The organism is Pseudomonas sp. Marseille-P9899, assembly GCF_903166565.1.
Lineage (GTDB): Bacteria > Pseudomonadota > Gammaproteobacteria > Pseudomonadales > Pseudomonadaceae > Aquipseudomonas > Aquipseudomonas huaxiensis.
In genome coordinates this window covers 1-15,968 of record NZ_CAESCG010000007.1, presented here as the reverse complement: position 1 = coordinate 15,968, position 15,968 = coordinate 1, and the positions used below count along the sequence as shown (strand labels likewise).

General features: G+C 61.3%; 14 protein-coding genes. 4 read left to right on the top strand and 10 right to left on the bottom strand.

Annotated features, from left to right (window positions below):
* Positions 1-145: 145 nt before the first annotated feature.
* Positions 146-1,435 carry a glycine-betaine demethylase subunit GbcA gene (gene gbcA, locus HWV67_RS26345; protein WP_110972466.1) on the top strand — a complete coding sequence of 430 codons (1,290 nt, stop codon included), beginning with the start codon at positions 146-148 and terminating at the stop codon, positions 1,433-1,435.
* A gap of 86 nt (positions 1,436-1,521) precedes the next feature.
* Here gbcA and HWV67_RS26340 read toward each other — a convergent pair whose 3' ends face one another.
* The 8 genes from HWV67_RS26340 to HWV67_RS26305 form a co-directional block, all read right to left on the bottom strand.
* Entirely contained in the window at positions 1,522-2,490 is a 969-nt protein-coding gene (locus tag HWV67_RS26340) for an RHS repeat-associated core domain-containing protein (protein ID WP_175653394.1), read from the bottom strand.
* Between the two features lie 127 nt (positions 2,491-2,617).
* Entirely contained in the window at positions 2,618-3,535 is a 918-nt protein-coding gene (locus HWV67_RS26335; RefSeq protein WP_175653393.1) for an RHS repeat-associated core domain-containing protein, read from the bottom strand.
* 830 nt (positions 3,536-4,365) lie between these two features.
* Positions 4,366-5,136: an electron transfer flavoprotein subunit beta gene (gene etfB, locus HWV67_RS26330; RefSeq protein ID WP_175653392.1), complete on the bottom strand. Its 771-nt coding sequence runs from the start codon at positions 5,134-5,136 to the stop codon at positions 4,366-4,368.
* A gap of 15 nt (positions 5,137-5,151) precedes the next feature.
* Positions 5,152-6,375, bottom strand: coding sequence for an electron transfer flavoprotein subunit alpha (etfA, locus tag HWV67_RS26325; protein WP_175653391.1), 1,224 nt, complete (start codon positions 6,373-6,375; stop codon positions 5,152-5,154).
* Complete coding sequence (gene dgcB, locus HWV67_RS26320) at positions 6,375-8,321, bottom strand: dimethylglycine demethylation protein DgcB (protein WP_175653390.1); 1,947 nt, start codon at positions 8,319-8,321, stop codon at positions 6,375-6,377. Before dgcB ends, etfA begins: the two co-directional genes overlap by 1 nt.
* Before the next feature lie 153 nt (positions 8,322-8,474).
* Positions 8,475-10,535 (bottom strand): dimethylglycine demethylation protein DgcA, encoded by a 2,061-nt coding sequence (gene dgcA, locus HWV67_RS26315; RefSeq protein WP_175653389.1) that lies wholly within the window; start codon positions 10,533-10,535, stop codon positions 8,475-8,477.
* Positions 10,536-10,552: 17 nt separating this feature from the next.
* On the bottom strand, positions 10,553-11,083 hold the full coding sequence (locus tag HWV67_RS26310) for a DUF5943 domain-containing protein (protein WP_065760209.1): 531 nt from the start codon (positions 11,081-11,083) through the stop codon (positions 10,553-10,555).
* Between the two features lie 74 nt (positions 11,084-11,157).
* A complete protein-coding gene (locus HWV67_RS26305; protein WP_175653388.1) occupies positions 11,158-12,135 on the bottom strand; it encodes a dipeptidase in 978 nt (325 codons plus the stop codon).
* A gap of 247 nt (positions 12,136-12,382) precedes the next feature.
* On the opposite strand from HWV67_RS26305, the gene HWV67_RS26300 reads away from it, so the two are divergent.
* From HWV67_RS26300 to HWV67_RS26290, 3 genes are all read left to right on the top strand, one after another.
* Positions 12,383-13,132, top strand: coding sequence for a hypothetical protein (locus tag HWV67_RS26300; RefSeq protein WP_175653387.1), 750 nt, complete (start codon positions 12,383-12,385; stop codon positions 13,130-13,132).
* Positions 13,133-13,308: 176 nt separating this feature from the next.
* On the top strand, positions 13,309-13,716 hold the full coding sequence (locus HWV67_RS26295) for a lysozyme inhibitor LprI family protein (RefSeq protein ID WP_110972476.1): 408 nt from the start codon (positions 13,309-13,311) through the stop codon (positions 13,714-13,716).
* A 7-nt stretch (positions 13,717-13,723) separates the two neighbouring features.
* On the top strand, positions 13,724-14,143 hold the full coding sequence (locus HWV67_RS26290; RefSeq protein ID WP_175653386.1) for a DUF3010 family protein: 420 nt from the start codon (positions 13,724-13,726) through the stop codon (positions 14,141-14,143).
* Between the two features lie 61 nt (positions 14,144-14,204).
* On the opposite strand, the gene HWV67_RS26285 is transcribed toward HWV67_RS26290, so the two are convergent.
* Both HWV67_RS26285 and HWV67_RS26280 read right to left on the bottom strand, forming a co-directional pair.
* Positions 14,205-15,395 carry a DUF6708 domain-containing protein gene (locus HWV67_RS26285; RefSeq protein ID WP_175653385.1) on the bottom strand — a complete coding sequence of 397 codons (1,191 nt, stop codon included), beginning with the start codon at positions 15,393-15,395 and terminating at the stop codon, positions 14,205-14,207.
* Positions 15,396-15,830, bottom strand: a complete 435-nt coding sequence (locus tag HWV67_RS26280; protein WP_175653384.1) for a hypothetical protein — start codon at positions 15,828-15,830, stop codon at positions 15,396-15,398. It lies immediately after the preceding gene.
* Positions 15,831-15,968: the final 138 nt, after the last annotated feature.

The window sequence follows — 15,968 nt, the reverse complement described above, 5'->3', positions numbered from 1 at the left end:
GGATTCGGCCATGTCGCCCATGGATATGGTTCGTGGCGTGCCCGGACGCACACTCCGTCGCAAATGATCCCGCAGTCATTGCCTTGCGTCGCACAACAACGATTAGCCACTTTCGCCGGCCGGACAGGCCATGAGGACCGACACGATGGACGCTACCACCACCCTGAGCCTGGGCGACCCGCTGGAACCTGCACGCAAGGCCACCGCCGAGATGCTGCAGAAACGCGAGCGCACCTACTCTCTGCCACAACCGTTCTATACCGATGAGCGCCTGTTCGAAATCGACATGCAGGAGATCTTCCACAAGGAATGGCTGATCGCCGGCATGACCTGCGAGATCCCGGCCAAGGGCAACTTCCTCACGCTGGAAATCGGCAAGAACCCGATCATGGTGGTGCGCGGTGCCGAGGGTCAGGTCCACGCGTTCCATAACGTCTGCCGCCACCGCGGCTCGCGCCTGTGCACCAGCGACAAGGGCAAGGTGGCGAAGCTGGTCTGCCCGTACCACCAGTGGACCTACGAACTGGACGGCCGCCTGCTGTTCGCCGGCACCGAGATGGGCGCCGATTTCGACATGAAGCAGTACGGGCTCAAGCCTGTGCATGTGAAGGTCGCGGGCGGCTACATCTTCATCAGCCTGGCGAAGAACCCGCCGGCCATCGACGAGTTCCTCGCCACACTGGCGCACTACATGGAACCGTACGACATGGAGAACACCAAGGTGGCGGTGCAGACCACCCTGATGGAAAAGGCCAACTGGAAGCTGGTGCTGGAAAACAACCGCGAGTGCTACCACTGCAGTGGTTCGCACCCGGAACTGCTCAACACCCTGCTGGAGTGGGACGACACCAACGACCCGCGTGCCACCCAGTCGTTCAAGGACCATGTGGCCGCGTCTGCCGCCGCCTGGGACGCCGAGAAGATTCCGTACCTGCACAAGAGTCATGGCCTGCGTAACCGCATCGTGCGCATGCCGCTGCTCAAGGGCACCGTGTCGATGACCATGGACGGCAAGCAGGCGTGCCAGAAACTCATGGGCCGCATCCAGAACCCCGACCTCGGCTCGATGCGCATCCTGCACCTGCCGCACTCGTGGAACCACTGCATGGGCGATCACATGATCGTCTTCACCGTGTGGCCGATCAGCGCCCAGGAAACCAAGGTCACCACCAAATGGCTGGTGCACAAGGACGCCGTCGAAGGTGTGGACTACGACCCGCAGCGCATGCGCGAAGTGTGGGACGCGACCAACGACCAGGACCGTCGCCTGGCCGAAGAAAACCAGCGCGGCATCAACTCCACCGCGTACCAGCCGGGGCCGTATTCGAAGACCTATGAGTTTGGCGTGGTGAACTTCATCGACTGGTACAGCCAGCGCGTGCTGGCGAACCTGGGGGCGGAGCCGGCGCCTTATTTGAAGGATGTTTCGGTGTAGTGAGACAGGCGCGCGGGGTACGCCCCGCGCACGCTTCAATCACCCTTGGGGAGCGCGCGTCCTCACAGCCATGTATTTTCTACATCTTAGTTGTTACCGCGCCTGGCTCTTCGAATAGTGATGTTTCGGTTGAATAGTGTGTGCCGGGGCACCTCAGGGACCGGTGATGGCGAAGGATGCCGACTGTTGTATGGCGGAACAGGAAGTCGTTCAAGAGTACCTCGGCTCGCATCGCCGCCAAGGTGAGCATCCGCCAAGTCCTCTCTCAAGACCCCTTTGTTTGCAGCCTCTATTTTGTGCCGGCCATGGATCCACCGGGCCCCGCGCGCAAGGCGCTCTGACTTGGGAAGGACCGGATAGAGCTGCACAATCGCCCGCCCGACAATCTGTTGTGCGCCCAGGACAAGACCGGCAGTCATCAACGTTGTCGAGAGCGCTTTCATGCCCTCCGAAGGTTGTTCATTCGAACCGAGACCGACCCCGGCGAAGCCCAAAGGGGCACCTCCAATCCCGATCAAAGCATTGATGCGGTCAAGGCCGCCCAAGGCCGAACCGAGAATCGGCGGCTTGCCAGCGAAGTAATCCGTCAACCAGACAATGCTTTTCTTCTTCGCCATCTTGGCGAGCATGGGCAGCATCAGCGATTTGACCCCCAACACCAACCCTATCCCGATGGTCACTCCAGTCATGATGTGCTCCCAACTCGGCGCACGGCCGGTCGGGTCGACGTAATTCAGTGGATCGCCAAGGCAATAGGCATAGGGATTGAGCCCGCCCTCGGCAAACGGGCTGAGTCGGTCCGGGCTGTGGAAGCGCATCAGCACCGGGTTGAAGACGCGGTGGCCATTGCCCAGGTGATACCAGCCTTGTGGTCGTTCCCTGAACTCGCCGTTGAAGCCCAGGTGCGACTGCGGCGGACGGTTGGCAGTCGGGCTGCCGTAGGGGCTGTAGCCGATTCGATTGATCGCCCCGGGCGTGCTCTCGGCCAATACGCTGCGACTGCGGTCAGTGGCCAAGAGTACGGTCTTGCCCGATGCAAGGCCCAAGCTGCTCATGAGTTTCTCCTTGGAACATTCGGCAGATTCGTTTTCGAAAATAGCGTCATGTGCATGCGGGTACTACTGGTGCTTCTAACAGTTACGGGCCTGATAAACAGTTGCCTGGGAGGGCGAGCAACTTGCACTAAATACCCAGCTCGAACCACCTTTCGTATTTACCAGACTGGCCTTTTCCTCTCAGAACATCCGGGGCACTCAATCGCGTGGCGAACTTGGCTTTACTGATGAGTGTCCCGGATACAGGCGCGTTTAAAGTAGGCAAACTGGCGGAGCGAGTAAGCCCACCTGCAGCACGTAAATTCACCACGTTAGCTACCGGATCAATGGGAGGGGCAAACGTAGGTAAAGTCTGGAGGGAAACATCGGGGCTAGCTGGCACCTTGGGCGGCCCCAGGAACAGTTGTCTCATACCCGTGAAAGCTTTCTCTTTTAAGATCGCGCGGTTCTGGTAAAGCGTCTGAATTCCAAGCCCCGTTCTCATACTGACGCCTGCCAGCGATCCGATGGTGCCGGCAATCGAGACCGCTTTTCCCGCCTGAACTCCGCCGATCTGCATACTGGCTCCCGCAATGCCCAACGTAGCCCCGACCAGGCTCATACGTGCAGAAAACAAAGCGACACCAACTGGCGGCGAGCCAATAAACGTCACGAGGTTGGCCATCAGCAAAGCGATATTCAGGCCAAGACTGTGAAGCGGGTTGCGGCCCAGCCACTCCACGAACTGCCCCGTCGGATCGGTATGGTTGACCGGATCTCCCTGGCAATAGGCATAAGGGTTGATGCCCCCCTTGCCGAACGGACTGATACGGTCCGGACTGTGGAACCGCTTCAGCACCGGGTTGAACACCCGATACCCATGGCCCAGGCAATACCAGCCCTGCGACTCCCTGAACTGACCGTTGAACCCCATACGGATCGCCAAGGGTGCGTCCGAACTCTGCACTCCGTAGGGCGTATGCAACACCGGGTTCAGCGCTGAGCGGCCAACTTCGGCCAAGGGCGTGTTGTGTACATCAGGGGCTATGAGCAAAGTCTTTGGCATGGGGACAATCTCCAGATTCCGGCGATCGGCAACCTACACGCTAGCCTGACCGCACACCGCGCCTCTACTGGCATTTTTATCAGGTGGCAAGGTGACATGCCCCGACCTGTATGTTTTCTGATCAATTACCGCAAACCCCCGTGTTCATTGGGCCATCAAGAGATGGCGAACACTTTATCCACAGGACAACCCACAGCAATTGTGGGCAACCGCTGTGGAAAACTGCTTTTGCGCTGGATTTTGTTCACAAGCGTGATTTGGTTGTTTTTTGATCAAAACGCTACAAGCCTTTGAATTAAAGGCGTGTAGCGGTTGGCGAACACCTTATCCACAAGCAGGCCAACAGAGAATGTGTGGAACTTTTCCCGCCTGATGAGCAGGAGTGGATAACTCGCCAACGCTGCGGTTTTTGGGGCTTTAGCGGGGATTAGGGGAGAGAAAGGCGGAGTTTGGTTGTTTTTTGATCAAAAACGACAAGCTATTGTATTTAAAGGATTTATCCTGAGACAGAACAGTTTATCCACAGAGGCGCTAACAAGGATTGTGGGCAAGTCCTGGTTTTTGTCTGCGAGGGGATTCAACAAGGCCGAGACGTACCACCCACGTATTTTTTGGGGGGCCTTATCGCGACGGTTCGGCGCCCCGACGAGCTCGCTCCTACAAAAAACTCCCCTGTAGGAGCGAGCTTGCTCGCGATCGCGCACCGCCTGCCCGCAGCAGAAAACTGATCAAAATTCGATCAAACCTCTGAAAGCCCCGCCCCGCAAGGCCTCCAGCCGACAGCAAACACTTTATCCACAGTCAGGCCAACAGCCTCTGTGCACAACCGTTCAGCGCAGCACGCCCTCTTCCACCAGCAACTTGATGATGGCCTCGGCGCCCGCCTGCGGGCTGACATCCTTGAGCACCTGCCCACCGCCGCCGCTGGCCTTGGCCGTCGCGGCTTTCATGCGGTCGGCACCGCTCTTCGCCTTGATCACCTTGAGCCGCTTGGGCCGGGGTTTGGCCGGTTGCAGCTCGGCACTGGCGAGCAGTTCGTCCTCGACAATCGCCACTTCCCGCGCCGCCAGCACACCCCGCCGTGCCGGACCGAATGCAGTCTGCCGGGGTTTGGGCGCAGCGTTATCCACAGACGCAAGAAACGGCAGGCGCACTTTGAGCCGGCGCCGCTGACCACGCGGCAGCGCCTGCAGCACCTGGGCGGTGCCGTTGTCGATGGATTCCACCTCGGCCAGGCCCACCACCAGCGGCCAGCCCAGGCGCTCGGCCAACAGGTACGGGAGCATGCCCGAACCTTCGCCGGTTTCCGCCTGGCTGCCGGTCAACACCAGTTGTGCGCCAGCATCGCGCAAGTAATCGCCCAACACGCCGAGCACATCGGTGCCGGCCGGCTGTTCGAGCACATCCAGGTGCGCCAGGCCCATGCCCAGATAGGCGCGCAAAGCGTCTTCGTGCGGGTCGCCGGCATGCAGCACCTGCAACCCTTCGCCTGCCAGTTGCAGGCCCAATTCGACGGCGCGGGCGTCCTGTTCGGCGCGGCGGCTGCGTCCCGAGAGGGGATGGGCGCCGACCGAAACCAGGCTGATGACCTTCGTGTTCATAACTGTCCCCTGCCCTTATGCCGCGTCGCGTCGGGCGCCGTTGCGGAAGTTTTCCACAGCCTCGATCAGCGCCTGGAGGATTGCCGCGCTGTCGCCGATCACTGACAGGTCGGCCCGTTTGATCATGTCGCAGCCCGGGTCCATGTTGATGGCCACCACCTTGTCGCAGGCGCCAATGCCTTGCAGGTGCTGGATCGCCCCGGAAATGCCCACCGCCATGTACACCCGTGCGGTGACCCAGGTGCCGGTTGCACCAACCTGGCGGTTGCGCGGCATGAAGCCGTCGTCCACCGCCACCCGCGAGGCGCCTTCGGTGGCGCCGAGCGCGGCGGTGGTGCGGTGGAACAGGTCCCAGTCCTTGACGCCGTTGCCGCCGGGAACAATGAAATCGGCCTCGGCCATGGCAATCGCCGCCGGGTCCACGGCCACCGGCCCAAGATCTTCGATCCGCGACAGGCCACGGGCCACGCCTGTGGACAACTCCACCGGCAGGGCTTCGTGACGGGTTTCGCTGACCGGCTCGGCGCATTCGGCCGACGCCAGGATCAGCCGCGGCAACGCACGCACCAAGTCCTGCTGGCCGGCACCGGCGCGGCCGCTGCTCACGCCATCCTTGACCTGCCAGACGCGTGTGGCCGGGCGTTCGCCCAGAGCCGCGGCAAAGCGCCGGCCCAGTTCGCCGCCGCCGGTACGGCTGTCCGGCAGCAACCAATGGCGTGGACCGAGCTGGTTATCCACAGCCCGCAGGCCCTGAATACGTTGCTCCGGTGCATAACCCTGGAATTCGTCGCCATCGATCACCAACAGGCGATCGACGCCGTTGCCGCCGAAGTTGCTTTCCTTGTGCTCGCCGAACACCACTGCCAGCACCGCGCCGTCGCTGCCGGCCAGGCTGTGGGCCAGGCCGAGCAGGTCGCGGTCGTGGCTGCTCAGGCGGCCGCCGACCATGTCCGGGACCACTGCGATGTAGAACGCCGGCGCCGGCACCTGATGCAGCGGCAACTGCACTTCGGCCGCAGCGCTGCGCTTGACGCTGGCACCGCCCTGCTGGGCGCCGCTGCGGTCGATGCGCTTGATCCCGTTGGGGCCGATGAAACCCACCGCATGGGGGTTCTTGCGGATGACGCCGTTGGGTCCCATCCACATGGCCTGTTGCACCTGCATGGCCGCGTGCAGCGGGTGCAGGCGGTTACGGGCGATCCATTCGGCGCGGGGGTCGCGGCGGATAATGTCGCTCATCAGTGCACCTCCGCAGGTTCACGTTTGTTCACGGCCGGCTTGCTCGGCGCTTCGGTTTCCGCCAAGGCGTCGGCCACCAGTTCGGCCAGGTCCTTGATCAGCGGACGGGGTTCGACCACGCCTTCGAGCATCGCGGTGCATTGTGGACAACCCACGGCCACCACTTCGGCCCCGGTCTGGCGGATATCGTCCATGCGCATGTCGGGGATCCGCTGCTTGCCGGGAATATCGGTGATCGGCGCACCGCCACCACCGCCACAGCAGCGCGAGCGGAAGCCGGAGCGCTCCATTTCCTTGACCTCGATGCCGAGGGCGCGCAGTACCTGACGCGGCGCCTCGTATTCGCCGTTGTAGCGGCCGAGGTAGCACGGATCGTGGTACGTCACGCTGCCGCCTTTGTGGGCGTCGAGGTTGAGTTTGCCGGCGTCGAGCAGTTCGGCGATGTAGGTACTGTGGTGCTGCACCTGATAGTCGCCGCCGAAGGCGCCGTATTCGTTTTTCAGCACATGGAAGCTGTGCGGATCGCTAGTGACGATGCGCTGGAAGCGGTACTTGCTCATCGTCTGGATATTACGTTTGGCTAGTTGCTGGAAGGTCGCCTCGTCACCCAGGCGGCGCGCCACGTCACCGCTGTCGCGCTCCTCCAGGCCGAGCACAGCGAAGTCCACGTTGGCGGCCTTGAGCACTTTGACCAGTGCGCGCAGGGTGCGCTGGTTGCGCATGTCGAAGGCGCCGTCGCCGACCCAGAACAGCACGTCGGTGCTCTTCACCTCGGACAGCAGCTTGAGGTTGAGGTCGGCGGCCCAGTTCATCCGCCCGCCCGGGTTGAAGCCGCCGGGGTTGTCGGTGGCGATCAGGTTGTCCAGCACTTCGGCGCCCTTGTTCGGCGTGGCGCCTTTTTCCAGGGTCAGGTAACGGCGCATGTCGACGATGGCATCGACGTGCTCGATCATCATCGGGCATTCCTCGACGCAGGCGCGGCAGGTGGTGCAGGACCACAGCGTCTCGGCATCCACCAGGCCGTTGACGATCGGCTGGTGCGGGTTGCCGCCGTGTTCGCCGATAGCTTTGCCAGGATACGGGCTGCCGGCGAACTGCGCGTCGGTGCCGCCGGCCAGGCCGATGACCATGTCCTGAATCAGCTTTTTCGGGTTCAGTGGCTGGCCGGCGGCGAAGGCCGGGCACATGGCCTCGCATTTACCGCATTGCACGCAGGCGTCGAAGCCGAGCAACTGGTTCCAGGTGAAGTCCTTGGGTTTTTCCACGCCGAGCGGCGCGCTGCGGTCTTCCAGGTCCAGCGGCTTGAGGCCGGTGGAACGGCCGCCGCCGAAGCGTTCGGCGCGGCGGTGCCCGGCCCGATGCAGAGCGCCGGCGAAGGCGGGCCTCATCGGACCGCCCCAGGGCATGCCGAAGAACAGCTCGGACACACCCCAGACAACGCCCAGCCCAAGCAGGGCAACCACGAACCAGCCGCCGAAACCTTCCGGCAGGATCCCGGCCACCGGCAAGGTAGCAATGAAGAATGAGACGGAAAACACCAGCAGGCTTTTCGGCAGGCGCATCCACGGGCCTTTCGACAGGCGCGCGGGCGGGTTGAGCCGGCGTTTGAAGACAAACAGCGCGCCGCAGAACATCACGACGGTGGCGGCCAGCAGCGCGTAGCCGAGGATCTGGTTATGCAGGCCGAAACCGTGCACGACGATGGCCAGCACAGCGGACAGGACGAAGCCGCCAGCGGTGGCCACGTGGGTTTTCGACATGTACTTGTCGCGCTCCACCACATGGTGGAGATCGACCAGATAACGCCGCGGCATGGCCAGCAGGCCGGCCAGCAGGTTGACCTTCGACGGTCGCCCCTGGCGCCACATGCGCACCCGCCGCACGGCGCCAAGCACGGCCAGGCCGAGCGCGGCGAACAGCAGGATGGGAAGAAGAACGTTCAGCATGGGAAGCTCCCATCAGAATGATTCGGTTGCCTTTGTTGGGGCCGCTTTGCGGCCCTTCGCGAGCAAGCTCGCTCCCACCGGGATAGTGCAAAAACTGTGGGAGCGAGCTTGCTCGCGAAGGACCGCAAAGCGGTCCCAATTGTCCCGGTCCGATCAGAAGTCCTTGCAGAGCCGCAAGGCGTCATAGATCGCCGCATGGGTATTGCGCTGGGCCACACAGTCGCCGATGCGGTACAGCAGGTAACCCGAACCTGGCTGGCTGAGGATCGGCTGCGGCTGGATGGCGAACAGGGCTTCGACGTCGATCTGGCCCTTGTTGCGCGAGTCCTCCTTGAGCGCGTAATACAGCGCCTCGTCAGGCCGCACGCCGTTCTCGATCACCACCTGGTCCACCACCCGCTCTTCCTTGGCGCCGGTGTATTCGTTCTCCAGCACTGCCACCAGCTTGTCGCCCTCGCGGTAGACCTTTTCCAGCATCAGGTCGCCGGTCATGATCACTTCCTTGGGGTACATGCTGCGGTAGTACGTGGGGAACGAGGTCCCGCCAATCGCGACCCCAGGCTTGATGTCGTCGGTGACGATTTCAACCTGGCTGCCTTTGTCGGCGAGGAAGTCGGCCACGGACATGCCGGTGAATTCGCAAATGGTGTCGTAGACCAGCACGTTCTTGCCCGGCGCCACCTTGCCGTCGAGCACGTCCCAACTGCTGACCACCAGCCCTTCGGCGGCGCCCCAGTGTTCGTTCTGTTCGACGAAGGGATGGCCGCCCACCGCCAGCACCACGATGTCCGGGCGCAGGTCCATGATGGTGTCGGCATCGGCTGCGGTGCCCAGGCGCAGGTCGACTTTCAGCCGCGCCAGCTCCAGTTGATACCAGCGGGTGATGCCGGCGATCTGGTCACGTTGCGGCGCCTTGGAGGCAGTGGTGATCTGCCCGCCGATCTGGTCTTTTTTCTCGAACAGGGTCACGTCGTGGCCCCGCTCGGCGGCAACCCGCGCCGCTTCCATGCCGGCCGGGCCGGCACCGACGATCACCACCTTGCGTTTGGCCCCGGTGGATTTCTCGATGATGTGTGGCACGCCCATGTATTCACGGGAGGTCGCGGCGTTCTGGATGCACAGCACATCCAGGCCCTGGTACTGGCGATCGATGCAGTAGTTGGCACCGACGCACTGTTTGATCTGGTCGATCTGGCCCATCTTGATCTTGGCGATCAGGTGCGGGTCGGCGATGTGCGCGCGGGTCATGCCGACCATGTCGACGTAGCCGCCTTCGAGGATGCGCGTAGCCTGGTTCGGGTCCTTGATGTTCTGCGCGTGCAGCACCGGAACCTTCACCACCTCCTTGATGCCTGCCGCCAGGTGCAGGAACGGCTCCGGCGGATAGCTCATGTTCGGGATGACGTTGGCCAGGGTGTTGTGGGTGTCGCAGCCCGAACCGATCACGCCGAAGAAGTCCACCATGCCGGTGGCGTCGTAGTACTGGGCGATCTGCTTCATGTCCTCGTGGCTGAGGCCATCGGGGTGGAATTCGTCACCGCAGATACGCATGCCGACGCAGAAGTCCGGGCCGACTTCGGCGCGGACCGCCTTGAGCACTTCCAGGCCAAACTTCATCCGGCCTTCGAAGCTGCCGCCCCATTCGTCGGTACGCTTGTTGACGCGCGGGCTCCAGAACTGGTCGATCATGTGCTGGTGCACTGCCGACAGCTCCACGCCGTCCAGGCCACCGGCCTTCGCGCGGCGTGCCGCTTGCGCGTAGTTGCCGATCACCCGCCAGATCTCTTCCGGCTCGATGGTCTTGCAGGTGGCGCGGTGTACGGGTTCACGGATGCCCGACGGCGACATCAGGGTCGGCCAGTTGAAGCCGTCCCAACGCGAGCGCCGGCCCATGTGGGTAATCTGGATCATGATCTTGGCGCCGTGCTTGTGCATGGCGTCAGCGAGGTTCTGGAAGTGCGGGATGATCCGGTCGGTGGACAGGTTCACCGACGCCCACCACTCCTGCGGGCTGTCGATGGCGACCACCGACGAGCCGCCGCAGATGGCCATGCCGATGCCGCCCTTGGCCTTCTCTTCGTAGTACTTCACGTAGCGGTCGGTGGTCATGCCGCCGTCGGTGGCATACACCTCGGCGTGCGCGGTACTGAGCACGCGGTTACGGATGGTCAGTTTGCCGATCTGGATCGGCTGGAACATAGCTTCGAACGCCATGGCGCGGGCTCCTCGGCTTACAACGGCTTGACGATGAACAGGCCGTCGTCGTGGCCTTCTTCAGAACCGCCGTAGACCTGCTCGGCGACCGTGCGGATCGAACTGCCGCGGGCGGCGAGGATCTGGTCCATGGCCCCGGCGAACCAGCCGGTGAACATGTAGTCGACCTTGCGCCCGACCTTGCCGTAGACGTAGACGAACGCGGAGTGTTCGAGCTTGACGCTGGCGGTGCCTTTTTCCAGGTCGATGTCCTGAATCTTGAACAGGCCCCAACCGCGCTGGGACAGGCGCTTCATGTAGTGCTCGAACACTGCCACGCCTTCCAGGCCGTGGCATTCAGCTTCTTTCTCGCACCAGTGCCAGGCGGACTTGTAGCCGGCCTTGTAGAGGATCTCGGCGTAGGCGTCAGCGCCCAGTACTTCCTCGATGCCCATGTGGTTGTTGACGAAGAAATGCCGTGGCACGTAGAGCATCGGCAGGGCGTCGCTGGTCCAGACACCGGTCTCGCTGTCGACTTCGATTGGCAATTGCGGGGCGATCTTGGCCATGGAAACTCAACTCCAGAAAATTTGGTTGGCTGCCCCCGTCCTGATGCGGGGGTTAGAAGAAGTGCTTCGGAGGCTTATTCGCCCCAGACATCACGCAGGACGTTGACCCAGTTCTCGCCCATGATCTTGCGCACCACGCGCTCGGAATGGCCGCGCTTGAGCAGGGTCTCGGTGAGGTTGGGGAACTCGCCCACGGTGCGGATGCCCAGCGGGTTGATGATCTTGCCGAAACTGGTCAGGCGACGGGCGTAGCCCTTGTCGTGGGTCAAGTACTCGAAGAAGTCCTGGCCGTGACCCTGGGTGAAGTCGGTACCGATACCGATGGCGTCTTCACCGACGATGTTCATGGTGTATTCGATGGCTTCGGCGTAGTCGTCGATGGTCGAGTCGATGCCCTTGGCCAGGAACGGCGCGAACATGGTCACGCCGACGAAACCGCCGTGGTCGGCGATGAACTTCAGTTCGGCATCGGACTTGTTGCGCGGGTGTTCCTTGAGGCCGGAAGGCAGGCAGTGGGAGTAGCAGACCGGTTTTTTCGATTCGAGGATGACTTCCTCGGAGGTCTTGGAGCCGACGTGGGACAGGTCGCACATGATGCCGACGCGGTTCATCTCGGCGACGATCTCGCGACCGAAGCCCGACAGCCCGCCGTCACGCTCGTAGCAGCCGGTGCCGACCAGATTCTGGGTGTTGTAGCACATCTGCACGATGCCCACGCCGAGCTGCTTGAACACGTCGACGTAAGCGATCTGGTCTTCGAACGCATGGGCGTTCTGGAAGCCGAAGAGGATGCCGGTCTTGCCCAGTTCCTTGGCCTTGCGGATGTCGGCGGTGGTGCGCACCGGCATCACTAGGTCGCCGTTCTCGCGGATCAGCTTCTGGCTGGCGGCGATCTGGTCGACCGTGGCCTTGAAGCCTTCCCATACCGACACGGTGCAGTTGGCCGCGGTCAGGCCACCTTTGCGCATGTCCTCGAACAATTCGCGGTTCCATTTGGCGATGATCAGCCCGTCGATAACGATGCTGTCTGCGTGTAATTCGGCTGGGCTCATCAGGCAGTCCCCTTTTTTGGTATTCCCGCGCCGAATCGTCTGCCGGCGCTATTGGGGCCAGCATATGCCTCGGGGGATTGTCGCCCCGGTGCAAAAACGACAGGGGAATTGCCGAAAGCGTCAAAGCGCGACAAAGCGTCGCGAGCAGGCCGGGAAAGACACGCCGGGCGTGAAGGGTGTCCATCTGCCAGCAAGGGGCGGGCCGCCGCCAGTATCGGCGGCGCTGACCACTTCAAAGGAGTTCGTGATGCCCCACCCAACCGAAACACTCGATTTCATCGCCGGACTGTCGCTGCCGGATGCCGGCGCCCCACTGCTGCAAAGCCCGGCCGTGCCTGCCACCGACAGTGCGGAAACCGACAGCGCCAGCATCGCCGGGCACAGCGTGGTGTCCTTTGTCTCCGGCTTGAGCCAGCAGAACCGCGAAGATGTGCTCAACAGCACGCTGCTCATGCAACTGGCGGCGAGCAAAGCCTTCGACAAGGCGCAGCAGCGCGAAGAGTGGTTCCGCTTCTATACCGAAGGGCTGGGCAAACTGGGCTGGACCGTCTCCAACAGCTCGATCGAACGCTATGTGCCCAGGCGCGAGACCTTCACCATGGATCAGGTGGCCCTGGACATCATCGAGGCCACCATGGGCGGCGGCGGCTTCGAGCCGGTAATGAAGAAGACCTTCGCGGCGCTGAAGAAACAGCCGCAGGCCCTGGCGCTCTTCGAACGCCACAGCGATCACGGCTGGCTGGGCATGTTCCAGATCCTGCCGTGCTCGCAGACGGCCGAAGGCAACGTGTCGATGTTGCTCAACTGCATGCAGTTCATCCACAACGCGCTGCGCTACAAGATCCTGTTTTTCACCTACCGACAGCACGACGTGCAGGTTTACCGCTCGGCGCAACTGGCCGTACTCGATAGCGGTGTCTACAGTCAGGTGCGCGAAGCGGTGCTGGACAAGCTCGGCGGCAACGCCGGCCAGTTCGTTGCGCGATTGGCGCTCTGATCGATAGCGCACAACTGGAACGGTTTAGCTGAGCCGTCGCCGGCCTGTTCGCCGGCGATGCACGCGACAACCGATAATCACTATCAACAACTGCAAACCTTCATGGACAGGCGCTGTTCTTTGCCGTGGCGCTGAGCGAGAATCGCTGCCCATGTTCCCCTGGGAGGATGCCGCAGATGAAATCTTTGCTCTGGCTGATGCTGGCCACCCTTGCCGTTGGCGCCCACGCCAGCGAAGAAGAAAGCACACCGTGCGACAACGTCGAGACTGATCAGCAGAACTACGAGTGCGCGCACTTCAGCCGCACCAGTTCCGAGCGTGAACTCGAGGCGGCCTTCGCCGACCTGCAGGACCGCATCAAGGAGCAATACTCGGGCAAGGCCACCAAAATCGCCGAGCTGAGCAAGCGCCTCAACGATGCCGAAGCAATCTGGAAGCAACTGCGCGATGCCGACTGCCGTGTCGAGACCTACGACGTCCCTGCCGGCAAGGCCTTCGAGGCGGCACAAAACACCTGCATCGCCCAGCGCAACGACGACCGTTCCGAGTATCTGCAATCCCTCGGCCTGCCCACATCCGATTGAGCACGACATGAAAATCTGCGGTATCGAACTCAAGGGCAGCGAAGCCCTGCTGGCCGTCGCCAGCCTCGACGGCGGCCAACCGCTGCACCAGCCCACCACGATCAAGAAGATCGCCCTCGACGACGACGAAGACGCCACCCAGGTGAAAGCGTTCGCCGCTTGCGTCCAGGCCTTCATGAGCGAGCACGGCATCACTCACGTTGCGATCAAGAAGCGTGGCAAGAAAGGCGACTTCGCCGGCGGCCCGGTGACGTTCAAGATGGAAGGCCTGCTGCAATTGCTCGACGGCTGCGAGGTGCACCTGGTGTCACCGCAGACCATCACCGCGCAAGGCAAGAAGCACGACCTCCCCCCGCCTGCGGCACTCAACAAGTATCAGCATGAGGCGTGGAAAAGCGCAGGTGCGCTGATGTTTGGCCGGCGCTGAGTAGAGGCATCATCCGCGCCACCATGGCTACTGGTGTCGCCGAGAACAAAGAAAGGTCGGCTCATTTCAACTCCTGGCGATGAGCATCTGGCTGAAGGTCAGACACAGACTCTGGCGTGCTCTGCCCTGCCGCTTGTGACTCTTTTTCGCCCAATTGCGCATCGCTCTTCGCGGGTCTGCGGGCACGTCGTGATTTTTTCCTGGAAGGCTCCACTTTGGGCAGTGGTGGCCAGTCAGCGGCGGTGGAGAACGGCGGAACGGGCTTTCCGGGCAGGCCCGCTTCTCGGATGATGCGCGGCCAGCGGGGTTCCCAGCACAGCAGCAGCGATATCCAGTGACCCACGGCGTGTAGCGCCAAAGCCGGAGAGGCCAGTGCCACCCAGCAGGCAACCTGCCAGCGCAGCCCGGCGCGCCATAGCGGCCTGAAAAAACTCAAGGGCGCCATTACCGACAGCCACGGCCATGGCACCTTGCCCAGCAACTGCTTAGGTGCGGGTACCGATTGCGGCCCCTCTTCCATATAGCGGCGTATAAATTCCCAAAGGTTGACGATATCGCTGGTGCCATCGGCGCGTTTACCGACGAAAACAACATGCAAATGAGGCAGATCGGGCATGCTCGGGCCCCACAACAGGATGAGCTTTCTTTCTATGTTGGCTGATTCCTCTTCACCCACCACGGCCTCGGCAGATACCTGCTCCCAGTCAAAAACGGTCACGCCACCAGCGAATCGAGGTCGGTGCAGATAGACTTGGCGGGTTAAGCGATTGAAGCGGATCAGCATCCGGCGTTGAACAAAGTTTTCAAGGTTGATGAAAACGCGCACATACCTCATTACTACGTAAAATAACGCCCCTGTTAGAAGCGCCATGAAAATCCCAAAAATAAAATCTCCCGATGTTGCTGGGATTTTTAGTGAGGAATGAACGCCAGTAAACCAAACTGCATTGGCAAAAATGGTGAAACTTAAAAATCTAAAAAGAAAATAGCCAACAATAATTGAGATGTAGGTGACAACCCCTCTGCGCTCTTGTGACTCCCCAGCACTAAGCTCGATATACCTTTCATTAAACTCATAAATCGATCCATCCCCAGATGGAGCTTCGCTTACTCGACAGGAAATTCCGGGAGAATTATCTACTCCTTTTCCTATACGCTCAGCGGCTTGAATCTTTCTCAGTTTATCTTGCCATTGCTCACTTTCATGAGGCGATGTCTGTATGTGCCAAAGCATCCATTCGATCCAATACATTCAGGTCAATGCCTCCAGTGCTTCATACAGTTTTTGCAGCTCTGTCTCCTGATCTTTGAATGGTTTCAATAAGGCATCCGATTTCCATTTTTTAAGACAGCTATGCCAGCACCACTCTTCCATGTCATCAGGATATAGATAGATCATCGCCACGCTTATCCCGACGGTAACTAGGCTGCCAATACCAATCAGTCTCAGTATCATTGGCGCGTACCTGGAGCCGGCCAAACCTTCTATTGCTGATATTATTTTCAAATTGCTATTTTGGCCGAATATAAGGCGCAATAACGGCCCCGTAGAAGAAATTGATGCCACGCCCGCAAGTATCGAGATGCCTAGTGACACGACGCTTCTGGCAAAGTACGCGCCACTAAGGGCTTTGTAGTTCTTATCAAAAGCCTTGTTGCCATCTTCAAAGTCAATATAGGCAAGCATGGCTCCACCAACAGCTCCCAAACTCCCCCCCACCAACCGCAACCCCCCCACCGACACCCTACACCCCCCCCCCCATACACATCCCCGAGCCCCCCCGCCTAACGCGCACCTCCCACGCCCCCCTCTACCCCACCACAC